Consider the following 23738-nt stretch of genomic DNA (forward strand, 5'->3'; position numbering starts at 1 on the left):
TTGCTAGCTTTTACACGTTTTCTCGTAAAAGTTTCTCCATTACTACATTGCCTTTACCACCATAAAAATCTGTATTATGTTCGTCTGCCACTCCAAAATAAGAGGCAATTGCTATTCCGAATGGTACAAATGCATGCCCTTGTGCTGTAATGATATTTGAGTGTTGCACAACTTCTTTATACACGAAATTTTCTATTGGAAAACAATCGAACTTTTGATAATCTATAGTCGCAGTATAAGAAATCCCCTTAAATAAGCCCGCTTTTGCTAGCGCATACGGTCCAGCACAAATAGCAGCTACTAATTTTTCTTGTTCGTGAAATTGACGAATAACTGAAAAAAGAGATTTTGCATCTTTCAACTGTACTTCTTCTCCACCTGGAATAAGTATCCCCTCATACTCATCTACACATACTTCACTTACTTCTATATGCGGCTGCACTTGCAACCCAGTTTCACTTATAATCAATTCTTTTGTTAAGCCCGCTGTTATGATTTCATACTTCGTTTTCAGCAATGCCGTTGCTACTGTTATTTCAAACTCCGCAAATGTTGGGTATACAAATAAAAGTATTTTTTTCATAGTCCTCTCTCCTTTAACCAGTCCATAAAATATACCTCTAGATCGTCCACTGTTAATCTATTCGTATCCAAATAAGTTACAGGAAATTTTTTATACCAATCTTTTTCCGTTTCTACTAATTTAAATTGCTCCTCAAATGTACTTCGTTTTCTTGTCCTATCGTTATTTTTTCTATCATATACATTCTTTTTCGTCACATCTAAATAAAAAATGGCATCTGAACGACATTCTCTTAATTTATATAATTCACCTTTCAATTCAGCTTCTATATCCCACTCTTCCCCTATAATCGTTGGATAAAAGAGTGTAAAAAACTCAATGTCTTCTGGTCCGCGATCAAAAATTACGACTGAACCTTTCACATTTTGAAACTCCTTAATTTTTGCTTCGATAAACATTTTTTGATTTATGATAAACCCTTCTTTTGAATTCATATCCAAATTTAATCGCTTTCGCTTTTCTACAATTGGATAAGGATTTTCATATATAACCGAAAGCCCACATCTCTCTAACCTTTTAGCCAATGTTGTTTTTCCGCTAGCCATCGGCCCTTGCAGTGAAATTACGTATACCATACCTCTCATTCCCTTACACTTTAGTACACCTATAATATACAGAATTTTCAAAACTCTCAACATTATATATATCATCTTGTTTCTTATTCCTATCTAACTTATAATAAAAAATAGAGATTATGACGGACGCATCAATAATGTAAGCTTGGAAATCCAAGCTTACATTATTTTTTGCTTTCCCTTTTCGAATAAAAAGAGTATACTAGATTAGAACGTATGTTCTTAATGATTACATACAGTAAGGAGATAGAACAATGGTATACGACACAAAAGCAATTTCTTGGAATGAGTCTTTAAAACAACTTCAACGCCGCTATACAAACAAACAAGTTGACCGAAAAGAATTTGAGGATATTGAACTGATGGAATTCTTCCGCGATAACGACTACATTTCTTTACCTACACATATAAGCGGCCTATCAAAAACACGTTTTACTTCTTACTCTATTTTCACAACTGAAGATAAAGATCGTAAAGTTGGCACACTTATTATTGAGTATGTTGAAGACGATAATAATAATTTATGTGTTGAACAACTATACTTCGTTTAAACTATAACGCTTGGTCAAAATGACCAAGCGTTCTTGCTTTCTATGAATCTCACTGTATATAATATGAATAAAAGAAAACCGCTATCATTAAGGGGGGATATGCTTGCTCGAAGGATGGTTCAGTTGGTTCATTGTATTATGGACGGTTATTTTATTAGGGCTTATGTCTATCGGTGGATACTTTATGTTCAGAAAATTTTTAAAACGATTACCAAAAGAAGACGGCATGTCCATTTTGGATTGGGAAGAACACTACATAAATAAAACGAGACATTTATGGGCTGACGAACAAAAACAATTGTTAGAAGAGCTTGTAAGCCCTGTTCCAGAACTATTTCGCGATGTTGCAAAATCAAAGATCGCTGGAAAAATCGGGGAACTTGCATTACAAGAAAATGCCTCTCAAATTACACAAGACTTAATTATTAAAGGATATATCATTGCCACACCAAAGCGTGATCATAAATTTTTAATTAAAAAACTACAAGAAAAAAAGATTGATTATTCTAACTATCAATCTTTACTCGCAAAGTAACTCCATATTATTTTCGATAAAAAAGACAGCGCCTTTAACGCTGTCTTTTTATTTGGTACATATACAGTTTTTAAGTTAGCTTCATATCTTTTTCATTATAAAAACCATCTTCTTTTTCCATTTCCTTTTGTAATTTCGTAAAGGAACGATACATTGCAATTCTCCATGACACAATCATCGCAAACGCAAGTAAGAAGAACATGCCACTAAGTTGTCCTAAATCAAGAGATTGACTTAAGTATGTTTTAAATACAATCCGCACTACAAGTAATCCAATTAATATGAAAACAAAGGCTTTTGAACGCTTCAAATAAATCTCTTGTCCTCTAATTTCAAATTTAGATGTTTTAATAAGAAAAATAGAGAAAATCAAACCGACACCAATTGCTTCTAACATTTCTGCTGGAGTTAATCGAAATTCAGGAAAAACATACATCAATGCGCCCGTACTCATAAAAAATGGTGGAAGTATAATTTTTTTCAATGTTGCAGGTTTCTTAGCTGCTTTTAAACGAATAAACATCGCACCGACAGCCATACAAACAGCAACGATACTGGATAAAACAACTATGTTCATATTTTCTCATCCTTTTTTGTGGCTATATGCAAAATATACTTTCATTATATGCTTTTCCGTTAGTATTTCCAACATTTTCGCAGAATAATACTAAAAACCGGTAAAACCACCAAATAAACTTGAGAAATATACGATAATTTTCGTCATCCAGTTAAAGTATAGGAAGACACCCATAACAATCATAATGTATCCTCCGACTTTCATGAAGGCCATACTATTTCTTTTAATCCAAGACATTTTCGTAATAAAGAATGACAGTACGAAAAACGGGATTGCAAATCCAAGTATGTAAGCAATCATGTATATCATTGCTGATTCTGGATTTGTTGCTGCTAATCCAATTACGGACACTAGAATTGGTCCGGTACATGGCGTCCACCCTGCTGCAAAAGCTAATCCAATTAGTACTGATCCAAAATAGCCACTTGGACGATTTTTAAATGTAAATTTACGGTCTTGCATTAAAAATTTCGGCTTAAACACTCCGACAATAATTAAACCGAACACGATGATAAAGATACCACCTAACTGTCTGATTAAATCTTTATAGTCAGTAAAGATTCCTCCAATAAAACTTGTACCAAATCCAATTGCAATAAATATAATTGAAAATCCAAGTAAGAAAAACGCTGTATGTATCATACTTCTTTTGCGAAGCATTGCATTTTCTTCTTTCAATTCAGAAACCGACATACCTGTTATGTACGATAAAAATGCCGGATAAAGCGGTAAGCAACATGGGGAAATAAATGATAAGAACCCGGCGCCAAACGCTAAAAAAATACTAATATCTTGCATCATTCCACTCCTCTCCCTAAATATTGTAACAAAAACACATAAAAATACTATGAACAATTCGTGAAATCACTTTTACAACGTGGCAATAAGAAAAAACATATTTTCTCACAGTTTCTAATAAAACGTTTTCATTTCCTTCTATTATATAGAAAAAACTCAAATGCATTATGAAACTCCTTTAATTGTTATTAACATAACAAAGGTAACATAGTTTCTCAAATAATTAGCACGCTACTAGTACGCCTATTTACATATTTGTTTAAAAATTATTTTTTTCAAATGCTGTCTCTATACAATGCAAAGTTGATTTTATAATACTTCTACTATTAATAATTTCAAGATTATGCATAAATATCATACTTTTATTATTATTCTATAAAATGTCATACTTTTCTTTCATTTGACCCTTTATTTCTAATTTTGTATACTTCCCTCTAGTTATATATTTTCGATACGGAACAACTTCATATAGATGGGAGGAATTTTTCATGCTTCGTTATTCTCTTTTAGTTTTATTAGGAGCGTGTAGTTATGGAATTTTAGCTATTTTTGTTAAGCTTGCATATGCAGAAGGATTTTCACTTGGAGAGGTAATTGGCAGCCAATATTTGTTCGGTTGGATTATTTTGCTTGCTATTACACTTCTATTTTCTAGACATCGCGTTCCTTTAAAGCAAGCATTACTTTTATTCGTTGCAGGAACATCTGCAAGTTTTACCGGAATTTTTTATTATGCTTCATTAAAAACTGTACCAGCTTCTATTGCAATTATTCTTTTATTCCAATTCGTTTGGGTCGGAATTATCATTGAAGCAGTCGCAACAAAAACTTTACCTTCAAGAGAAAAAGTTATTTCTGTTATTTTCTTACTTGTAGGGACATTTTTATCCAGTGGTTTACTAGAACAATCAGCAGGTGCTTTCGATACAACTGGAATCATTTTAGGTTTATTATCTGCTGTTACATTCGCAACATACATTTTCGTGAGCGGAAAAGTTGCTGTTGAAGTACCTTCATTACCGCGCGGTGTTCTCTTAATGACTGGTGCTTTAACTTTAGTCATGATTGTATTCCCACCAACATTTATTTTTAATGGTGCCATTTCTCAAGGTCTTTGGAAATACGGTTTAGGATTAGGAACATTTAGTATCGTCATTCCATCTATTGCCTTTACAATCGGGATTCCAAAAATCGGTTCTGGCTTAGCGACTATTCTTGGTGCAGCGGAACTACCAGTTACAACAATTATGTCCGTATTCGTTTTAAAAGAGGCTGTACTATCTTCACAATGGTTCGGTGTATCACTTATATTAATTGGGATTGCAATCCCGCAAATTGCATACGCAATGCGTGGACGTTATCGTAAACATCCTACGCATAAAAAAGTCGCAGCATAAAGTGAAACTTTAATTAGTTGAACCAATCGGGCTTTTATGGGATAAACGAGAGAGGATTTTCATTTGAGAATCCTCTCTTTTATTGTTGTATACTTATGGTAAATATTTTGCTGAAGAAAGAAGGCATACTACATGGTATCTATTTCAAATCAACTAAAAGAAAAACTTATTTCCATCCGTCGACATTTACATGAGTATCCAGAACTATCATATGAAGAGTTCGAAACAACAAAAGCAATAAAAAATTGGTTAGAAGAAAAAAATATTACTATCATTGATTCCAATTTAGAAACAGGAATTATCGCTGAAGTGTCTGGTAATAAAAACGGACCAATTGTAGCAGTTCGTGCTGATATTGATGCCCTTCCTATTCAAGAAGAAACACATTTGTCCTATGCATCTAAAGTACGAGGGAAAATGCATGCTTGTGGACACGATTTTCATACAGCTGCTATTTTAGGTACTGCTTTCTTATTAAAAGAAAGAGAATCTTCCCTAAATGGAACGGTTCGCTTCATATTCCAACCAGCTGAAGAAAGTAGTAATGGCGCTTGCAAAGTTATTGATGCTGGACATTTACGTAATGTGCAAGCGATTTTCGGCATGCATAATAAACCTGATTTACCAGTAGGTACAATTGGCATTAAAGATGGTCCACTGATGGCTGGAGTTGATCGATTTGAAATTGAAATTCACGGAGTTGGTACACACGCGGCTGTACCAGATGCTGGCGTAGATCCTATTGTCGCATCCTCTCAAATTGTGATGGCACTGCAAACAATTGTAAGCCGAAATATAAGTTCATCTCATAATGCGGTTGTTAGTGTTACAAATATTCATGCAGGAAATACGTGGAACGTGATTCCTGAAAAAGCTACGTTAGAAGGAACGATTCGCACGTTCCAAGCTGAAACACGTGAAAAGATTCCAGCACTCATGGAGCGTATTATTAAAGGTGTATCTGATGCATTAGGTGTAAAAACGAAATTCCGTTTTTATTCAGGTCCTCCTGCTGTTCACAACGATAAAGCTCTTACAGACTTATCTACTCAAGTTGCCACAAAGATGAATCTTAATATCATCTCGCCTAGTCCGTCAATGGCTGGAGAAGATTTCTCATTTTACCAACAGGAAATACCAGGTTCATTCGTCTTTATGGGAACGAACGGTACACATGAATGGCATCATCCTGCTTTTACAATTAATGAAGAGGCACTGCCTATAAGTGCAGAATACTTTGCTTTACTAGCCGAAAGAGCACTTAAACAATTCTCATAAAAAAAGCCGTTCAAAGTGCATCTCAGCACCCTGAACGGCTTTTCTTATTAAGTTAAATCACGTTTTAAAAACACAGTATATGAAATACATAAAAATACGAACAAATACAGTAGTAACATACATGATGCAAACGGGAATGTTACTCCATCAATAAAACTTCCATTCTTTGAAATACTATATAAATCTGTGTTTGCTGGCAATAAATATTTCGCCCAGTTATATCTAGTGGCTGCTAATAACGCAATATTGCCTGATAAAGCAAGGAATAGTGAAATACCAATTGCACCTCCACTAGATCTCGTTAACACAGAAATCATAAATGCAAACGATGCATACACAACCGTTGGTAACCACGATAAAACATAATATTTACTTGCTTCCACAAAAATATTTTGTTTTATTATATTTCCATCTTGGAAAATAAACTCACTCCATGCAGGCTGTTGGAATTTATAAATAACAAGTCCACATAAAGCGGAGAAAATCATATTAAATATAAACAATAAAGCTGCAAATATAACGATTGCTAAAAACTTTGCTGTTAAAATTTTAAATCGACTCGCCGGACGGATTGTTAAAAATTTATATGTTCCCCAGCTATATTCATTCGCAAAAATTGTACTTGCATACACGAGGATAAATGGGAGCAAAATTGGAAATACGATAAAACCTGTATCTCTCATGAAAGAAAGTGGAGAACTGCTTGCCGGTGCTGTATCTGTATCTAAATGCTTCATCTTAAGCTGGTATTCTTTTACAAGCTCATCCCCTGATTTTTCTGCTAAAATAGCTTCTTTTTTCATGCCAAGCTTTTTCTCAATTTCTACAGTACGTTCTGTATAATCTACTTTCCATCCTTTTGTTTCCGGTTCAAAATACTTTACCGTAACCCACCCTAATCCGATTATTAATACTGCAATAACCGCAAATGGAATAATCGTTCGCTTCCGCTTAAATATTTTATACAGTTCGTTATATACTAAATTAAACAATATCTTTTCCCCCTGTTAATTCTAAAAATTGCTCTTCTAACGTTTTTCTTTCTTCATATACACGATACACTTGAATATTTTTCTCAAGCAATGTACGAATAACATTTGGGATTTCTTCATCTTTTACATTAATAAGTAATTCATTATCTTTTACTAAAACATCATGCCCTAATATTTCCGCTGCTTTATTCGCATCATCTACACGTATACGGATCGTCTCCATCTCTTCGCTTTGGCTATGCTGAATATTTTGCGTAGCCACATATTCCCCGTGCTGAATAATGATAACTCTGTCACACATTAATTCAACTTCTGAAAGTAAGTGACTTGATACAAGTACAGCTTTTCCTTGTTCATGTGCAATTTTTTTTATGTACATTCTCATTTCATGTATTCCACTAGGGTCTAATCCATTCGTCGGTTCATCTAGTACCAACACATCCGGATCGTGAATAAGCGCCTGAGCGATTCCTAAACGTTGTCTCATGCCGAGTGAATATGCTTTTACTTTACGATTAATTACTTGTCCCATTCCTAACAATTTCACTACTTCATCGATACGTTCTTCGGTCACATTACCATTCATTCGTCCGAAATATGTTAAATTTTCATACCCGCTCAAAAAAGGATAAAATTCGGGTGTCTCAATTACCGCCCCAATTTTCGCAGCGGTTTTTTCAAATTGCTGTTTCACAGATTGACCATCAATCCATACTTCACCTTCTGTCATACGGATCATACCAACCATCATTCTCATTAAAGTCGTTTTTCCAGCACCGTTTGGTCCGAGTAAACCGACAACCTCGCCTTTTTTCACTTCAAAACTAATATTTTGTACAAGTGTCTTTGAGCCGATTCGCTTCGTTAACCGATCGACTTTTACAATTGATTGTTCATTTGTCATTCTATACAACCTTTCCTTCCCATTCTTTGTCAGGTCTTTTCACTGTAACATGATTATTTTTATGTGTAAAATAGAAAAAAGCATGATTTCTCATGCCCTTTCTTTTAATCGCAACGAATTTTCATCTTTTAAACTTCGAACAAATCGATAACATTGCATCATCGTTATTAAAACGACAGTCATCATAATTATACTAATAATTACAACTGCATATATTGTAATTGGCGCACTATTTACTCCTTGTATCCCTGCGATTTTCATAAAGATAACCGTGAATAATTTCAAAAATAGCATCCCATTAATTAATCCGAAAACAAATGCTGCTCCATAAATGAATAATTGCTCCTGACATAATAAACATAGTACTTCTTTTCTTTTTATATTTTCTGCTACATAAGATGTAAACTCCTCTCTCCTCACTAGCAAAAGGGAGTACATCATTTTATATGTAGTAAAAATACATATGAAAATTAGTACAATAAACAGTGTGTAAAAATACATTTGAAATACAAATGCATCCCCTACTTTCAAAATAGCTCCTTCATTAAATTGTAACGATATCATAAAAAACAAAATCATAGTACTCATAGCAATCCACATAAATTGCTTCATCCTTTTGGTAGCAAATGTTCTAATATTTTTTCTCGCTAACCGACATAAAGACATAAAATTCTTCCCCTACCTTATTACATACGCATTCTATACTACTAGTGTATAAAAATATGACATTTTAAACATCGCACTACAATCGGAATTTTTTCTAAGTCTTTAGTCCTAGAAAACGAAATGATAAAAAATCACATTTAGAATATAATTGTAAAAAGGAGGAGATTGCATGCGTATAAAATTACTATCAATCTTGTGTTTATTATTACTCACAAGTTGTAGCCAAATAAAAAACAATGAAGTTGCCATTGTTGAGCCATACAAATTAACAAAAGAGCAAGCTTCTATTTTACAAATGACTCCTTTTCAAGAAGGAAATAGCATGTTTTATAACGTTACTCTTAAAAATGATAAAGATGAAATAAATGCTACAATTGATTATTATAACAATGGTAAAAAAACAAAAGAAATTGCTAATATAGCTACCTCACATTTTTCAAAAAAGAAAGTAAAGCTTTCTTTTTTACCACCACATTTCCAATTCGATAAAGATATACAAGAAAAAAGGCAGTGGTATCTGAATATTGAAGGTGGTTCAACACTTGTTCCTGAAGAAGCGCCACCAAGCGTAAATAGCTCTGCAACTACTACAATCCAATCTATAAAAAATTTAAAATACAATCAAAAAACAACTTTAGCTGCTGTAATCCAAACCAGTAAAGAAACTGTAAGCATTCCTACCATTGATGAAGAAACAGGTATTGATCTACTCTTAAAAGAAAATGAACACGTTTATCTATTTAGTATCGAGCTAAAAAAAGAACAATAAAGCGGAAATGCAACTTAAGTTGCATTTCCGCTTTATTGTTTAATAAGGTGTACTTTTATGAATTTGAATTAAATCCATATTCTGTTACTACTATTGCTCATCTTCTACTTCTATTCTTTTCTTCTCTCTTGCAATTTTTAAAAACTCTAGCAGCTCTGGATTACTATTCATTTTTTTGTAAGCCACTGACATTTCTGCAACAAAATTAGAATCATATAACTCTTTATATACAACTTCTGTTTTATATAACTTATTTGCCGACACGGGTATTACTGTAATTCCAATCCCTGCTGCTACAAGCCCCATAACTGTTTGATACTCTGTTGCTTCTTGTACAATACGCGGACTAAATCCAACTTCTCTGCAAAGAGATAAAATTGTATCATACAAAGCTGGCCATACTGGTCTCGTAATAAATACAAACGGCTCATCTCGTAAATCTTCTATATGTATTTCATCTTTCTCTGCAAGTGGATGTGCCTTTGGTAAACATAAGGTGCAAGATAACCTTTGAATTGGCTCTAATTCTAATAATTGTGTTGGAATTGGTGGACGTAAAAAGCCAATATCGATACGGTTATCATGAAGTGCATGAACTTGATCTGGTGTTGACAATTCATGTAATGCAACAGACACTCTCGGAAATTTTTTTCTATATTCCCTAACAATTGATGGTAAAATATCATATATCGCCGCACCTACAAAACCAATTGAAAGTGATCCTACTTCTCCCCTTTGCGCACTTTGTGCAACTTCTACTGCTTTTTCAATTTGTTCAAACGCCTTTTTTACTTCTTTTAAAAACATTTCTCCTGCTTCTGTTAGTTCAACCTTTCTTTTCGTTCTTGAAAATAATGTAACTCCCATTTCTTTTTCTAATTGCTGTATTTGTTGACTAAGTGGTGGTTGTGTCATTTGTAAACGAGCAGCCGCCCGTCCAAAGTGTAACTCTTCTGCCACAACAACAAAATATTGCAAATGCCGTAATTCCATTTTTGGACACCCTTTTCACTTTCGATTAATATGTCTAATATATTAATAACATATAATTTATATATTAGACAAATATTTTGAATGAACGTATAGTAGAAATTGTTAATTCTTTTTTACAATTTTTATGTAAAAAAAGAAAGAGGTGGTTACTGTATGAAATGGTGGAAGTTAAGCGGACAAATTTTATTACTATTTTGTTTCGCTTGGACAGGTGAATGGATTGCAAAACAGGCACACCTCCCAGTTCCAGGAAGTATAATCGGTATTTTTTTATTATTAATTTCATTAAAATTTAACCTAGTTAAAAAAGAATGGATACAGGACGGAGCAGATTTTTTATTAAAAGAACTTATTTTATTTTTCATCCCTTCTGCAGTCGCTGTCATACGTTACAGAGATACACTAACACAATATGGAATCGATCTCATTTTAATTATTATGATTAGCACTCTTTGCGTTACCTTAGTTACAGGACTTTTAACAGAATTGCTACTAAAGCGGAAAGGATCAACGCAATGATCGGATTTCTTTGTTTACTATTAACACTATTCACATATTGGCTATCAAAAAAAATGTATCAACGATGGAATTGGAGTCTACTTTCTCCTCTTCTCGTCTGTCCCATTATTTTAATTTCTTTATTGCTCGGATTAGATACACCTTATGAAACATATGAATCTGGTGGTCACTGGTTAACTGAATTATTAAAACCCGCAACAGTTGCTTTTGCATGGCCAATCTATAAATACTTTGATTTATTAAAGAAACATGGAATGGCTATCTTACTTAATGTCATTGTCGGTTCGTTTTTATCAGTCATTACTTCAGCACTACTAGCAAATTATTTTCAAATTGATTCATCACTAGAACATAGTTTAGCGCCACATATCGTAACAACACCAATCGCAATGGCTATTTCAGAAATGATTGGTGGTATGTCACAATTAACTGCTGTATTTGTCGTTTTAACTGCCTTAACAGGAGCATTGCTCGGTCCTTCTCTCATACGTATTTGCCGTATTAAAACAGCAATCGCAAAAGGTATTATGTTAGGAACGAGCGCAAATGGAACCGGTACATCAAAAGCATTCGAAATCGGTCCTGTGGAAGGAACAATTGCAAGTTTATCCATGCTTTTAACAGCAGGCGCTAGTTTAGTTATCGTTCCGCTTTTCTTGTCTTGGATACATTAAAGAAGCAAGTATTTACATACTTGCTTCTTTATTTATATATTGGTACAGCAATTCATAATCCTCTGGAAAAGCTAAACACAATTGTTCAACTTCATGTATCCCTTTCCAAGCAATTTCATGTATTAACTCATCAGGATCTTGGATTTTCATATTACCGCCTATTTGTTTAACAAAATAATAATGGACATACACTGGAACACCGTATGTAATACCCTCTTTTTCATATATTTTATTTACAACTTCCACATTGTAACCTGTTTCTTCCCAAACTTCCCTGATACAACATTCTTCTAGTGTCTCTCCCTTTTCAAGTCCTCCACTTGGGACAGACCACCTTTTTTCTTCTCCCTCTTTTCCCTGCAGTACCATTAAAACTTCATTTTTTTCATTTACACATACCGCTGCACTACCTATCCATCTCTCCATAAACATCCCTCCCCTACTAAAATTCGCCTTCTTTATTATTTTCCCCTTGAAAAAAAGAGGAAAATAATAAAACAATGACGAAAAGTTACATCAACTTCATAGACAATCCCTTCTTAGAAATTAAAAATGGAAGGATGAAAATATGATTTCTAATTATGTTGTGGAATGTGTCTTTTGTGAAGAAAATCGAAAACCTCGCCAAGCTATTGTCACAGTTCCCGCCACTACTCAGCTACTAGCCCTTGAAAAAGTGCGCGCGGAATGCAAACGTCGCTTCGGAAAAACTGTATTATTGCAAACAGAAATTAAAGAAGAAATAATTTTCGAACAAAAAGAAAGCTGACCATAAATTGGGCAGCTTTCATATCCGATCATATTTTCACATGAAGATTAGGGGCATCCTCTTTAAGGATCGGGATTTTCCCATTATGTACGTTCCATAATGGTCATCGAACAATATATTTCTATGCAATTAACTATTGAATAGAATAGGGCAAAACTTGTTCGCATTTTTAGAAAAGGGATAGGGATATAATTCAAGTAGTACTTCGAATACTCGAACTTTACACTCATAATATTAAAACAAATCCTTTTATATGGGAAATATGAATTACCTATATAATTCATTCGTAAAATATATTAATAGTTTGCTATATTAATTTTATCCCGCTATTTGTAAGCAGTAACCCCCTACTGATTATAATTTCACTTTATTCCATCAATAGCATACACCCAGCTAAAACCGGTGTCATAATCATCGAAAACCTCAAAAGCGTTCGCGGTGCATAATTTGTAAACTTCGCGCCAATGTATGCCCCTAACATGGTCCCAATCAATACTTGCAATAACAATATATAATCTAAATATCCTTCCGAACTATATCCTATCCCGCCTCCAATTGCAATCGGTAATATAACAAGCATTGTTGTCCCTACAGATTGCTGAATCGTAAGTCCCAATAGAACCATTAATCCAAGTTGAATAAACGGTGCAGAACCAATCCCAAATGAACCAGCCATCATTCCAGTAACTAATCCAAGGCATACACATTTCAACAAGTAGTTCACGGAAAACTCTTTATGTTTATATAAAGACGACTTCTCTTTGTTTTGGAACATAATTAATTTAATAAACATAAAAATTGCCGATAAAAATAACATCCCAGCTGTAAACCAATGAAGAAGATGTGCTGGTATAAGTGAACCAAATTTAGAACCAATATAAGAGCCAATTGCGCCAAATCCCCCAACAATCCCGCCTATAATAAGTGCAACATTGCCTTCACGGTAATGACTTACAACACCTGATAATGTCGTAAATGCCATTGCAGTTAAAGATGTTGCAAGAGCAACATGAATAGGAATTTGGAATACTAAAGTGAGTATCGCGATAATAAACCCAGCTCCTCCAGCTCCAACAAATCCTAATAAAATACCCATTACTAACATTGTTATAATTATTGCCACAGACTTTCCCTCCAGTAACACAATTATCCATCATATTTATGCTTACATACAAATAAAAAGCATCCTAGATGGATGCTTTTTATTTCAATGATATGTACTTAATCTTGATTAATCAAAATAACTGCTGGACCAGCGACCACCACTCCAGCTACTTCTATCTTTTCAAATTCCTTTACTGTAATAGAGATAACTCCTTCTCTTTCCATCAATTCTTTACTCAGGACATCAGTCGGGATTGCTTTCACCGTCTTACCTCCTTTTCATTTATACAATATGATAAAGTGAAACTTTAATGAGTGGGGTTTTTGTTCGTACTTATTAATTATTACCCCTCACCAATCGGACTAATAATCACCCAATGCATCTATATATATGCATCACCTCCGCTTTCATTCCTTATTCCACTCAAAAACCTTATCCCCCTTCCGTGACATATTGAAAAATAAAAAAGAAGCTATAACATATAGCTTCCCTCTACGTTTCTTTAATCTTTATGCACCGTATATTCCATGACTTTTCCATCTCTATCAAATTGGAAAACAAGCTGTTCGCTATCTATTGGAATAAAGCCACGTTCAGTCCCAAGATAATACAAAGTGGTAACTCCTTCTTCCCCACTTCTCGTTTCCGTTGGAGCTCCTAACAATTGGATAATTTCTTCATTTGATTTCCCTATTAATTTATATTTTTGTAATAGATCATCTACCATATGTACCCGCTTATCTGCATGATTTAACCATCTATTTTGATTAAACTTTGATGTATATTCATTTACACTTAGTTGTACAGTGCACACTATTAATGGTATGAGTGCTACTATTAAAACCCCCAGCATTTGCTTCTTTTCTTCATTACGATTTTTAGAAACATATAAAATAGCCCTTTGAATCATGACTAATAAAACAAATGGTATGAATACTACAAAAATGCTCCTTACACTTAAGGGTATATGGACCATATCAATGACGAATATAAATACAATGTACATTACTATATACAAACAAAAATATACATACAAAATGCCACGTAGCATAGCGTTCAGAAAGATCTCCCCTTTTAACTCACTATATAATTCATCCGGCTAATCATTTCTCGAATCTGTTCTAATTCTTGCACTGTATATACTACTTTCCCTGCTAAGATTTCATTTCTGAAGAACGTTACAATTTGCTCCCGATCTTTTAATCTAGGTGTTTCCTCACTAGAAAGATCTATTATTTCTTTTCCATTTTCATTATAAAAATATACAACTGGTTTTACCTTTTCTTTTATACTATTAGCTTGCATTTCTTTCAAACAATTGTATAAAATTTGAGATAGTTTCTTCGCCTTATATACTGGATTTCCTTCATTTTTCACTTGTATAGTTGACGAATCTTTACCTACTATATATTCAAATGTCTCTTCTTTTTCAACTTCTTGTTGATACTTACCCATTTCATCAATCATAAATGAATATATACCAGCATTTTCTTTCGTTAAACCATGAATTAATTTCTCTTCCCATTCTTTCGTCTCAAGTAGATAAATACCAGTTTTGCACAAGATGAGATGATGGATTCGATTATCGTTTATTTCACTATTATTTTTAATAAAAACATTCGGCATGATTTCAATTTCAGCATCTAATATGATGCCTTGCTCTATGAATCCTCGCTTCATATAATGTAATGTTTCGTACGTATTCATTTCAGCGCCGTTTTTAGTATATTCTCGTAAATTTGCAATTAATTTTTGAAACATATGTATTTCGTTATTATGTTTATTTTGTATTTCACTACGTTCTTTACTATGTTGCATAGCTAATTGATTTTTCATCATACGCATATTTTCAATTTCTCTATTTGCACTTACTTGTAAATCATTGTATTTTTTCTGTTCCATATTTTTTAAATTATTTTGTTGTTCTTTATGCTCTATCACCGTAGCTGCAATTTCGTTTTCATACGTTTCAATTGCTTGTTTCTTTTCAAATTCTACTTGCTGACTCTCTGATTCTAACTGTTTATTTTTATAAAACAGCACAAATACTACAGCTAATAATATTAAAACCGCACCTATTAGCACATAATTCATATTTTTACCCCTTTATTTCATTTTCTATTATTTTTTTAAAATATATCTACTATAGTATACTATGGTTTCGATATAGACTTTGTAAAAGTTGTATATTTTTAATAAAAGGCACCTCTGACGGGGCACCTTTTATTTTCACTCTATTGTACACCATACTGAATATAACTTGGATCGTAGTATATCCATTGATTTGTCCCTAAGCAAAGCCATCCATCTTGCTTACTCCATACTCGATACGATTCACCATGATGTAACTGTCTTATAACATTTCCTTTTAATGATGGAGCGTCACGTAAATTTACATTATCACCAGTAATAGTCGCCACATAATGTTTATACTGAATATAACTCGGATCATTATATACCCACTGATTTGTCCCTAAACAAAGCCATCCATCTTGTTCTCCCCAAACTTCATATGTTTCGCCACGATTCAATTGGCGAATTACACTAGACTGCAAAGATGGTCCACTTCTCAAATTCACATTATCTCCATTAATTATAGCAACCCCGTACACTGGAGTTGCATTATTAGGCGGAGAAACATTCCCTCCACCACTTGCTCCATTCCCTTTTAAAGCTTCTAATGAAACTGCAGCTGATACATCACAATTTCCTACGCCTGAAATTTGTCCAGAATCTGTGTACTGCCACGCTGTCCACGCTGTCCATCCACCAGCATCAGCAGGCGGTGTACTCGAGTATTTAGCAATCCAAAGTGGAATATCACTTAATCCGCTAATTCCGAACTCATTAATATACCAAACTCCTGTATATAACATTACATCTTTTCCAGTAGCCTGTTTCACATAATTTATGAAGCTTCTTGCCCAATTCGATATAGCGCTACCAGTTAAATTACTATTACTCGGATCTTTTGGTGATTCTAAATCCAGAACTGGCATTAAGTCTGTCTGGTTACTTTGTAATATACTCACAAAATATTTCGCCTCTGAAATTGCATCATTTTGTTCTGGACGTGCAAAATGGTATGCACCAATTAATACATTCGCACTTCGGGCTGCTTGTACATTTTTAGTAAAAGTAGGATCAATGTAATTTACACCTTCTGTCGCTTTTGCATACGCTGCTGGAATTCCAGATGCCTTCACTGCATTCCAATCAATATTCCCTTCCCAATGAGACACATCAATAAACGTAACATTTGAACTCGATCTGTTTTGCATATAAAATCTCCTATCAATTTTTTTACTTCGTATACATACAATATGTACAAATTTCATAAGAGGACACGACATTTATGCTATAGAAACAAAGAGTAAATATATTTTGTATACAAAATAAAAAAGACCTTGTATTTACAAGGCCTTTTGCAAACTCCCTTTATTTTGTAACAAGTACATATTATAATACAAACCTTGCTCACTTAGTAATTCTTGATGTGTTCCTCTTTCTACTATCTCTCCATCATGCATCACAAAAATTTGATCTGCATCTTGAATTGTAGATAACCTATGCGCAATGGCTATCGTCGTTCTACCTTTTCGCATTTGTTGCAACGCTGTTTGAATAGCCTCTTCTGTTTCTGTATCGATATTAGCTGTTGCTTCATCTAATACTAATACTTTCGGATTCGTTGCTATCGTTCTAGCAAAAGCAATTAATTGTCGTTGACCGCTTGAAAATGCTGCACCTCTTTCTACTACTTCTGTTTCATACTGCTCTGGTAACTTTTCAATAAACGTATTCGCTTGCACAAATCGAGCAGCTTCTTTTACTTCTTCATCCGTAATTTCTTCATTATACATACGAATATTTTGCTTTACATTTCCAGCAAATAAAAATGCATCTTGCAATACGAGTCCTATTTTCTTTCTAATTTCTCGTTCTTCAAATTTTTCTAAATCTACACCGTCTATTACAATATTTCCTGACTTAAGATTATAAAATCGCATTAACAAATTCATAATCGTACTTTTTCCGCTACCAGTATGCCCAACAAAAGCAACCGTTTGCCCTTGTTTCACGTGAAATGATACATTTTTTAAAACGTCACGCTTTCCATCATACGAAAAAGTAACATTTTTAAATTCAATATCTCCATCCACAACTTGAGGATTCTCATTGCCTTTTTGAACCGGTGCTAAATCTTTCTCGTCCATTAAATGAAATACACGTGATGACGAAACAAGTGCCTGTTGGAAAAAGGACAATTTCATCATCATCTCATTTACAGGTTGGAAGAAACGATGTATATAGTTAACAAAAGCATATAAAACTCCTACTTCAACAGGGCTCTTTAAAGCATCAATCCCAAATAAACCTAGTACTAAAGCAATAGCTACAATATGTACTAAATCCGTAGCTGGTCGTAAAAGTAATGCGTCTAACTTCAATGTACGTCGCCCTGCACTATAATGTTTATTATTCACTTCTTCAAACTCTTTTCTCATACGTTTTTCTTGTCTGAACACTTGAACAATATTCATTCCTTGTATGGACTCGTTCAATTTTGCATTTAACACGCTTAGTTGATTACGTACTTCTAAATAAAAAGCTGCACTTTTCCGGCGATATAATACCATAATCGCGAACATTATCGGAATTAATACGAGAGAAAATAACGCTAATTTTACATCTAATAAAAACATCGCTATTAAAATGCCTACTAAAAAGACTACATTTTTCACAAATGTTGATAATACACTGACATAAAAATCTTTAATCGCTTCCGTATCATTCGTTATACGAGATACGAGCGTACCAATTGGCGTACGATCAAAGAAACTTAATGATAGCTTTTGAACATGTTCATATACTTCAACTCGCATATCTTGAACAATCTTAAAAGCAATGTTCTGAAAGTACAATAGATTTAAATACGTAAATAATACTTTTAATAAATGAGCAACTATGTAAATTACAAATAAAGTAACGAGTGCTGATCGTTCAAAATCCCGCGGTACTAGGTGTTCATCGAGGAATTGTTTAATTAAAAAAGGCCCCATCATTTCCGTTACTGTCGCACCAACTAAAAAGATAAATGCTAAAGATAGCAACCCTTTATATGGCTTCATATAAGAAAGCAATCTACTTAAATCACTTCGCTTCTTCTCTACCATCATACGCCTCCTTTCTCAACTAAAGCTTCTAATTGCTGACTTTCATACATTTCTTTATACCAGCCGTTTTCCTTCATTAATTCCTCATGTGTACCTCTTTGTACAATTCTACCTTCATCAACAACAAGAATCAGATTGGCATGCTGAATTGCACTTAATCGGTGTGCAGTAATAATCGTCGTTTTCCCTGCTCTTTCCCTCTTTAAAGCACTTAAAATTGTCTCTTCTGTTTTTGCATCTACCGCTGATAAACAATCATCCAAAATTAAAATTTCAGCATTTGTTAATAAAGCACGAGCAATAGAGATTCGCTGTTTTTGACCACCAGATAACGAAACGCCTCTTTCCCCTACTACTGTTTCATATCCTTCTGAAAATTGGAGGATATCATTATGAATACAAGCAATATCTGCAGCTTCGGTAATTTCATTATATGTAGCATCCGCCTTTCCAAAGGCGATATTCTCACCAATACTTGCTGAAAATAAAAAATGATCTTGTGGCACATATGAAATAGCAGAACGGACACCATGAAGTGTTAAATCTCGAATATCTCGCTCCCCAACTTTTAATTCACCATTAAAATGATCATACTCACGGATTAAACATTTTAATAAAGTCGTTTTCCCTGCACCTGTACGTCCTACAACTCCTAGCGTTTCGCCCTTCTTCAAATCAAAGTGAATATCGTTTAAATGTAACAGTTCATTTTTCTTATACGAAAATGAATCAACGGCAAACGAAACATTACCGCTCGCTATCGTATGTACAGCATTTTCTCTATTTACTACATCTGATTTTTGTGAAAGAATTTTTTCTACACGGTCATATGAAGCACGCCCACGCTCCATAATATTGAACAACCATCCAAACGCTAACATTGGCCAAACGAGGGTACCTAAATATGTCGTAAATGTAACGAGATCACCTACTGTTAATTCACCTCTTACAACTAATACCGATCCGTAACATACTGCAATTAAAAAAGAAAATCCAACGATAAGAGCGATTGTCGGATCAAATAACGAATCAATACGTGCAACTAACACATTTTTATGCACAACATCTTCTGATTTTTTTCGAAACGCCTGCAAATCTTCTTTCTCTTGTCCAAGCGATCGAATCACTTTCATTCCACTCATACTCTCTTGCACTTTATCATTAATTTCCGAAAACGATTGCTGTGCTTTATGAAACCTTTTATGTAATAATGTTCCATAATAATTTGTCGAAATGGCTACAATCGGCATCGGAATTAAACTTAACAATGTTAACTTCCAACTAATTGTAAAACCCATCGCTACGAGTACACATCCCCCAACAGCCAATGAATCAACAAGCGTTAAAACACCCGCTCCAGCAGTTTGCTGGATCGCTTGAATATCATTGGTCGCATGTGCCATTAAATCACCTGTTCGATTTGACTGATAGAAAGATGGACTCATCTTTGTAAAATGTTCATATAAATTTTTTCGTAATTGGCGAGCTAATTTTAACGAAGACCCGAAAATCATAATACGCCATATGTAACGTAATATGTACATCGTAATACCTACAATTACTAATAGTACAACCCAATTTAGTAACTTATTGGTCGTCAATGTTCCATCATTAATTTCATCTACAACGATTCCAATTACTTTTGGTGCTACAAGTTCTAAAAGTGCAACGCCAAATAATAAAATAATTCCGGTTATGTATGCTCGTTTTTCTTGTTTAAAAAACCACGCTAACTTCATAAACACTTTCATTTTTTTCCTCCTCCCTTAAAATGAGCGATGTTTTCAGTTTATCAAAAATACAGAATTTTTAAAAGTTTTAAAAACTGTAACTAACAAAAAGAAAGACACTCTTAGCGAGTGTCTTTTAGCGCTTATTTCATTTGTTGCTTGTTCATTGCGCTCATCATTTGATTGATTTTCTTTTGGGAAGGTTTTTGTCCCATTTGCATCATCATCATTTTTAACATTTGTTCGTTAATTGGTGGATTTTTTTGTAAGTAATTCATCATGTATTTGCGGGCAATGAAAAATCCTAACGCCACGCCTGCTACTAGTGCTACTACGCCCACTAGAATACCTAACCAAATTGGCATATATTTTCCTCCTTCATGTTGTCTACCTTACAGTGTACTAAAACCTTTTCAATAAGACAAGATACAATTCGACATTTTTACACATATGTTCGTACTTGTTTTAGAGGATTCAGCCATCCGTACTTTGTATTTTCATAATCCATAGCTAAAAATGTTAATTCACACTTTCTTAACACCTCAAAGAAAGTCGTTTCCATAGAGACATTTCCAGAGGTATTCATACGAATATAGTGCGGTTTCACCATTATTTCACCGTACTCCGCTCCCGTATAAAGTGTATGTGTATGATGTGTTCTATCATATTTACCAAGAACGCGCAAAGCTTGTTCTAATTTATGATGAATTTTCATTACTTGCAATGGTTTTGTTATATACATCATTTGTTTATATAACACTTTTTTCTCCGAAAGGGACCCAGATTCTGAAAATCGAGCAAATAAATCAAAAAACAAATATTCACGACCAAAATAAGATTTCGCAATATCCTCTTGAATTAAATACAATTCATACGTTTTCATTTTTCCCCTCCCAATCTGGACAACCTTTTCTCTTCATTATATATAAGAAAATTTGCAATGATTGTCTGACTGCGGAGAGATAAAAAACTTTTTCTGTCGAAAAAACTCATTTACATAGAAAAATCTCTCCATGCCGGAGAGATTTTTCTGAAATCATTAAAGCATTTCTTTTACTTTACGAACAACGTTCTCTACAGTAAATCCATACTCTTCCATAATCTTCTCACCAGGAGCAGAAGCACCGAATGTATCGATACCTAACACATCTCCTTCAAGACCTACGTAACGGTGCCATCCGAATGTAGCACCCATTTCGATTGCGAAACGTTTTGTTACTGCTTTTGGTAATACAGATTCTTTGTACTCTGCAGTTTGAGCTTCAAAACGATCCATAGATGGCATGCTGACAACAGCTGCGTCAACACCGTCTGCTGCTAATGCTTTTTGAGCTTCAACAGCTAGGCTTACTTCAGATCCAGTTGCAAGTAAGATAACATCAGCCGTTTCTTTCTTGCTTGCAGAAACTACATATGCACCTTTTGCTACTTTTTCATACGTATCATCTTTTGCACCTTCTAATGTTGGAAGGTCTTGACGAGTTAATACTAAAGCAGTTGGTTTGTTTGTAGATTCTAAAGCCAGTCTCCAAGCTGCAACAGATTCGTTACCATCAGCTGGACGGATAACAGAAACGTTCGGCATTGCGCGAAGCGCTGCTAATTGCTCGACTGGTTCATGTGTTGGACCATCTTCACCAACAGCGATACTGTCATGTGTGAATACATACGTTACTGGCAATTGCATTAATGCTGCAAGGCGAATTGCTGGACGTAAGTAATCAGAGAATACGAAGAACGTACCACCGTAAGTTTTTAAACCGCCATGTAATGCAATACCGTTCATTGCTGCACCCATTGCGAACTCACGTACACCGTACCAAATGTTTTTACCGCTGTAATCATCTCTTGTAAAGTCTTTTTCGTTATTCATGTATGTTTTGTTAGAACCAGCAAGGTCAGCAGATCCACCGAAGAATGATGGTACAGACTCTGCAATTGCATTAATTACAGCACCAGAAGAATTACGAGTTGCTGCTTTTGATTCTAATTCATAAGTTGGTAAGTTTTGCTCCCAACCTTCTGGAAGTTGACCGTTCATTGCTGCTTGGAATTCGTTTGCTAATTCTGGGTATGCTTGTGCATATTCACCTAGCATAGTGTTCCACTCAGCTTGCGTAGTTTCACCAACATCTTGTACTGTTTTACGGAAGTTGTCGTATACCTCTTCTGCTACGTGGAAATCTTGCTCAGCAGTCCAAGCATATGCTTCTTTCGTTAATTTTGTTTCTTCTACACCAAGTGGAGAACCATGTGAAGCTGATTTTCCTGATTTGTTTGGAGAACCGAAACCAATTGTCGTTCTTACTTCAATTAGCGTTGGGCGTTTTTCGTCAGCTTTCGCTTCTTCAATTGCTTTCGCGATTGCTTCAATATCGTTTCCATCCTCAACACGGATTACTTGCCATCCGTATGCTTTGTAACGATCTTCTACACTTTCAGAGAATGAACGATTTAAATCGCCATCTAATGAAATATCGTTTGAATCATAAAGCACAACAAGGCGACCTAATTGTAAATGAGCAGCTAATGAAGATGCTTCAGCAGAAACGCCTTCCATTAAATCTCCATCACCACAAATAGCGTATGTATAATGATCTACTACATTATACGCATCACGGTTATATTTAGCAGCTAAATGTCTTTCAGCCATTGCCATACCTACAGCAGTTGCAATACCTTGTCCAAGTGGACCAGTCGTTGCATCTACACCAGCTGTATGACCGTACTCAGGATGTCCTGGAGTTTTGCTTCCCCATTGACGGAAGTTCTTTAAGTCATCCATTGTTACATCATAACCAGATAGGTGAAGTAGGCTGTATAATAACATTGAACCATGACCTGCAGATAATACGAAACGATCACGGTTAAACCACGTTGGGTTATTTGGATTGTGTTTCATAAATTGAGTCCATAATGTATAAGCCATTGGTGCTGCACCCATTGGCATTCCTGGGTGACCAGAGTTTGCTTTTTCAATCGCATCGATGGATAATGTGCGAATCGTGTTGATAGAAAGTTGTTCGATTGAATGTGACATGCTATTCTTCCCTTCGCTTATATTAGTAAACGTTTTATACATTTATATGATAGCTTCCCACGCAAGATTATACAACATGTATCGACAAATATGTTGATATTTTTTT

Annotated in this window: 28 protein-coding genes; 8 read left to right on the forward strand and 20 right to left on the reverse strand. The window is 34.5% G+C overall.

Annotated features, from left to right (window positions below; all coding sequences use genetic code 11):
- Positions 1 to 10: 10 nt before the first annotated feature.
- Together MHH27_RS18650 and MHH27_RS18655 are read right to left on the reverse strand one after the other, a co-directional pair.
- Positions 11 to 583, reverse strand: a complete 573-nt coding sequence (locus MHH27_RS18650; protein WP_090977357.1) for a DJ-1/PfpI family protein — start codon at positions 581 to 583, stop codon at positions 11 to 13.
- Positions 580 to 1167 carry an AAA family ATPase gene (locus MHH27_RS18655; RefSeq protein WP_100910068.1) on the reverse strand — a complete coding sequence of 196 codons (588 nt, stop codon included), beginning with the start codon at positions 1165 to 1167 and terminating at the stop codon, positions 580 to 582. The genes MHH27_RS18650 and MHH27_RS18655 overlap by 4 nt, the downstream gene beginning before the upstream one ends.
- A gap of 245 nt (positions 1168 to 1412) precedes the next feature.
- On the opposite strand from MHH27_RS18655, the gene MHH27_RS18660 reads away from it, so the two are divergent.
- Positions 1413 to 1709, forward strand: a complete 297-nt coding sequence (locus MHH27_RS18660) for a hypothetical protein (RefSeq protein ID WP_000262400.1) — start codon at positions 1413 to 1415, stop codon at positions 1707 to 1709.
- A gap of 103 nt (positions 1710 to 1812) precedes the next feature.
- Positions 1813 to 2244 carry a DUF2621 domain-containing protein gene (locus MHH27_RS18665; protein ID WP_000889371.1) on the forward strand — a complete coding sequence of 144 codons (432 nt, stop codon included), beginning with the start codon at positions 1813 to 1815 and terminating at the stop codon, positions 2242 to 2244.
- 70 nt (positions 2245 to 2314) lie between these two features.
- Here the strand turns inward: MHH27_RS18665 and MHH27_RS18670 are convergent, their stop codons facing one another.
- From MHH27_RS18670 to MHH27_RS18680, 3 genes are all read right to left on the reverse strand, one after another.
- Positions 2315 to 2821 carry a CcdC family protein gene (locus MHH27_RS18670; RefSeq protein ID WP_001028640.1) on the reverse strand — a complete coding sequence of 169 codons (507 nt, stop codon included), beginning with the start codon at positions 2819 to 2821 and terminating at the stop codon, positions 2315 to 2317.
- Positions 2822 to 2911: 90 nt separating this feature from the next.
- On the reverse strand, positions 2912 to 3619 hold the full coding sequence (gene ccdA, locus MHH27_RS18675) for a cytochrome c-type biogenesis protein CcdA (protein WP_001152676.1): 708 nt from the start codon (positions 3617 to 3619) through the stop codon (positions 2912 to 2914).
- 16 nt (positions 3620 to 3635) lie between these two features.
- Positions 3636 to 3785 carry a hypothetical protein gene (locus MHH27_RS18680; RefSeq protein WP_002152557.1) on the reverse strand — a complete coding sequence of 50 codons (150 nt, stop codon included), beginning with the start codon at positions 3783 to 3785 and terminating at the stop codon, positions 3636 to 3638.
- A 322-nt stretch (positions 3786 to 4107) separates the two neighbouring features.
- On the opposite strand from MHH27_RS18680, the gene MHH27_RS18685 reads away from it, so the two are divergent.
- On the forward strand, positions 4108 to 5016 hold the full coding sequence (locus MHH27_RS18685) for an EamA family transporter (protein WP_000947044.1): 909 nt from the start codon (positions 4108 to 4110) through the stop codon (positions 5014 to 5016).
- Between the two features lie 132 nt (positions 5017 to 5148).
- Positions 5149 to 6294: a M20 peptidase aminoacylase family protein gene (locus tag MHH27_RS18690; RefSeq protein WP_340943697.1), complete on the forward strand. Its 1146-nt coding sequence runs from the start codon at positions 5149 to 5151 to the stop codon at positions 6292 to 6294.
- A 47-nt stretch (positions 6295 to 6341) separates the two neighbouring features.
- On the opposite strand, the gene MHH27_RS18695 is transcribed toward MHH27_RS18690, so the two are convergent.
- From MHH27_RS18695 to MHH27_RS18705, 3 genes are all read right to left on the reverse strand, one after another.
- A complete protein-coding gene (locus MHH27_RS18695; protein ID WP_000482759.1) occupies positions 6342 to 7286 on the reverse strand; it encodes an ABC transporter permease in 945 nt (314 codons plus the stop codon).
- Positions 7279 to 8190, reverse strand: coding sequence for an ABC transporter ATP-binding protein (locus MHH27_RS18700; RefSeq protein ID WP_053563810.1), 912 nt, complete (start codon positions 8188 to 8190; stop codon positions 7279 to 7281). The genes MHH27_RS18695 and MHH27_RS18700 overlap by 8 nt, the downstream gene beginning before the upstream one ends.
- Before the next feature lie 90 nt (positions 8191 to 8280).
- Positions 8281 to 8856 (reverse strand): hypothetical protein, encoded by a 576-nt coding sequence (locus MHH27_RS18705; protein ID WP_000050626.1) that lies wholly within the window; start codon positions 8854 to 8856, stop codon positions 8281 to 8283.
- Between the two features lie 169 nt (positions 8857 to 9025).
- On the opposite strand from MHH27_RS18705, the gene MHH27_RS18710 reads away from it, so the two are divergent.
- Positions 9026 to 9625: a histidine kinase gene (locus MHH27_RS18710; protein WP_098235290.1), complete on the forward strand. Its 600-nt coding sequence runs from the start codon at positions 9026 to 9028 to the stop codon at positions 9623 to 9625.
- A gap of 90 nt (positions 9626 to 9715) precedes the next feature.
- Here MHH27_RS18710 and alsR read toward each other — a convergent pair whose 3' ends face one another.
- Positions 9716 to 10618, reverse strand: a complete 903-nt coding sequence (gene alsR, locus MHH27_RS18715; protein ID WP_000423235.1) for an acetoin biosynthesis transcriptional regulator AlsR — start codon at positions 10616 to 10618, stop codon at positions 9716 to 9718.
- 153 nt (positions 10619 to 10771) lie between these two features.
- Between alsR and MHH27_RS18720 the strand changes: the two genes are divergently transcribed.
- Together MHH27_RS18720 and MHH27_RS18725 are read left to right on the forward strand one after the other, a co-directional pair.
- On the forward strand, positions 10772 to 11137 hold the full coding sequence (locus MHH27_RS18720) for a CidA/LrgA family holin-like protein (protein ID WP_000872365.1): 366 nt from the start codon (positions 10772 to 10774) through the stop codon (positions 11135 to 11137).
- Positions 11134 to 11811, forward strand: coding sequence for an LrgB family protein (locus MHH27_RS18725; protein WP_053563808.1), 678 nt, complete (start codon positions 11134 to 11136; stop codon positions 11809 to 11811). Before MHH27_RS18720 ends, MHH27_RS18725 begins: the two co-directional genes overlap by 4 nt.
- Before the next feature lie 12 nt (positions 11812 to 11823).
- On the opposite strand, the gene MHH27_RS18730 is transcribed toward MHH27_RS18725, so the two are convergent.
- Positions 11824 to 12237: an NUDIX hydrolase gene (locus MHH27_RS18730; protein ID WP_053563807.1), complete on the reverse strand. Its 414-nt coding sequence runs from the start codon at positions 12235 to 12237 to the stop codon at positions 11824 to 11826.
- Between the two features lie 142 nt (positions 12238 to 12379).
- Between MHH27_RS18730 and MHH27_RS18735 the strand changes: the two genes are divergently transcribed.
- Positions 12380 to 12580: a DUF3903 domain-containing protein gene (locus MHH27_RS18735; RefSeq protein WP_000625226.1), complete on the forward strand. Its 201-nt coding sequence runs from the start codon at positions 12380 to 12382 to the stop codon at positions 12578 to 12580.
- Between the two features lie 367 nt (positions 12581 to 12947).
- On the opposite strand, the gene MHH27_RS18740 is transcribed toward MHH27_RS18735, so the two are convergent.
- The 10 genes from MHH27_RS18740 to tkt all read right to left on the reverse strand — a co-directional run bounded on the left by MHH27_RS18740 (position 12948) and on the right by tkt (position 23632).
- The gene (locus MHH27_RS18740; RefSeq protein ID WP_000974667.1) at positions 12948 to 13703 is read right to left on the reverse strand and encodes a sulfite exporter TauE/SafE family protein; all 756 of its coding nucleotides are present in this window, start codon (positions 13701 to 13703) and stop codon (positions 12948 to 12950) included.
- Between the two features lie 98 nt (positions 13704 to 13801).
- Positions 13802 to 13948 (reverse strand): BC1881 family protein, encoded by a 147-nt coding sequence (locus tag MHH27_RS18745; protein WP_000644411.1) that lies wholly within the window; start codon positions 13946 to 13948, stop codon positions 13802 to 13804.
- Positions 13949 to 14187: 239 nt separating this feature from the next.
- Positions 14188 to 14736 carry a hypothetical protein gene (locus tag MHH27_RS18750; protein WP_065484986.1) on the reverse strand — a complete coding sequence of 183 codons (549 nt, stop codon included), beginning with the start codon at positions 14734 to 14736 and terminating at the stop codon, positions 14188 to 14190.
- A gap of 23 nt (positions 14737 to 14759) precedes the next feature.
- Complete coding sequence (locus MHH27_RS18755; protein ID WP_053563805.1) at positions 14760 to 15779, reverse strand: NERD domain-containing protein; 1020 nt, start codon at positions 15777 to 15779, stop codon at positions 14760 to 14762.
- 140 nt (positions 15780 to 15919) lie between these two features.
- Positions 15920 to 16966, reverse strand: a complete 1047-nt coding sequence (locus MHH27_RS18760) for a GH25 family lysozyme (RefSeq protein ID WP_090977339.1) — start codon at positions 16964 to 16966, stop codon at positions 15920 to 15922.
- 132 nt (positions 16967 to 17098) lie between these two features.
- Positions 17099 to 18862, reverse strand: a complete 1764-nt coding sequence (locus MHH27_RS18765) for an ABC transporter ATP-binding protein (protein ID WP_000229518.1) — start codon at positions 18860 to 18862, stop codon at positions 17099 to 17101.
- A complete protein-coding gene (locus MHH27_RS18770) occupies positions 18862 to 20613 on the reverse strand; it encodes an ABC transporter ATP-binding protein (protein ID WP_340943702.1) in 1752 nt (583 codons plus the stop codon). Before MHH27_RS18770 ends, MHH27_RS18765 begins: the two co-directional genes overlap by 1 nt.
- A 122-nt stretch (positions 20614 to 20735) precedes the next feature.
- Complete coding sequence (locus MHH27_RS18775; protein ID WP_001123317.1) at positions 20736 to 20957, reverse strand: YneF family protein; 222 nt, start codon at positions 20955 to 20957, stop codon at positions 20736 to 20738.
- A 77-nt stretch (positions 20958 to 21034) separates the two neighbouring features.
- A complete protein-coding gene (sirA, locus tag MHH27_RS18780) occupies positions 21035 to 21475 on the reverse strand; it encodes a sporulation inhibitor of replication protein SirA (RefSeq protein ID WP_000860652.1) in 441 nt (146 codons plus the stop codon).
- A 156-nt stretch (positions 21476 to 21631) separates the two neighbouring features.
- Positions 21632 to 23632: a transketolase gene (gene tkt, locus MHH27_RS18785; RefSeq protein WP_098235289.1), complete on the reverse strand. Its 2001-nt coding sequence runs from the start codon at positions 23630 to 23632 to the stop codon at positions 21632 to 21634.
- Positions 23633 to 23738: the final 106 nt, after the last annotated feature.

Origin of the sequence: Bacillus sp. FSL L8-0152 (genome assembly GCF_038006365.1) — a bacterium.
Taxonomy (GTDB): Bacteria; Bacillota; Bacilli; order Bacillales; family Bacillaceae_G; genus Bacillus_A; species Bacillus_A cereus.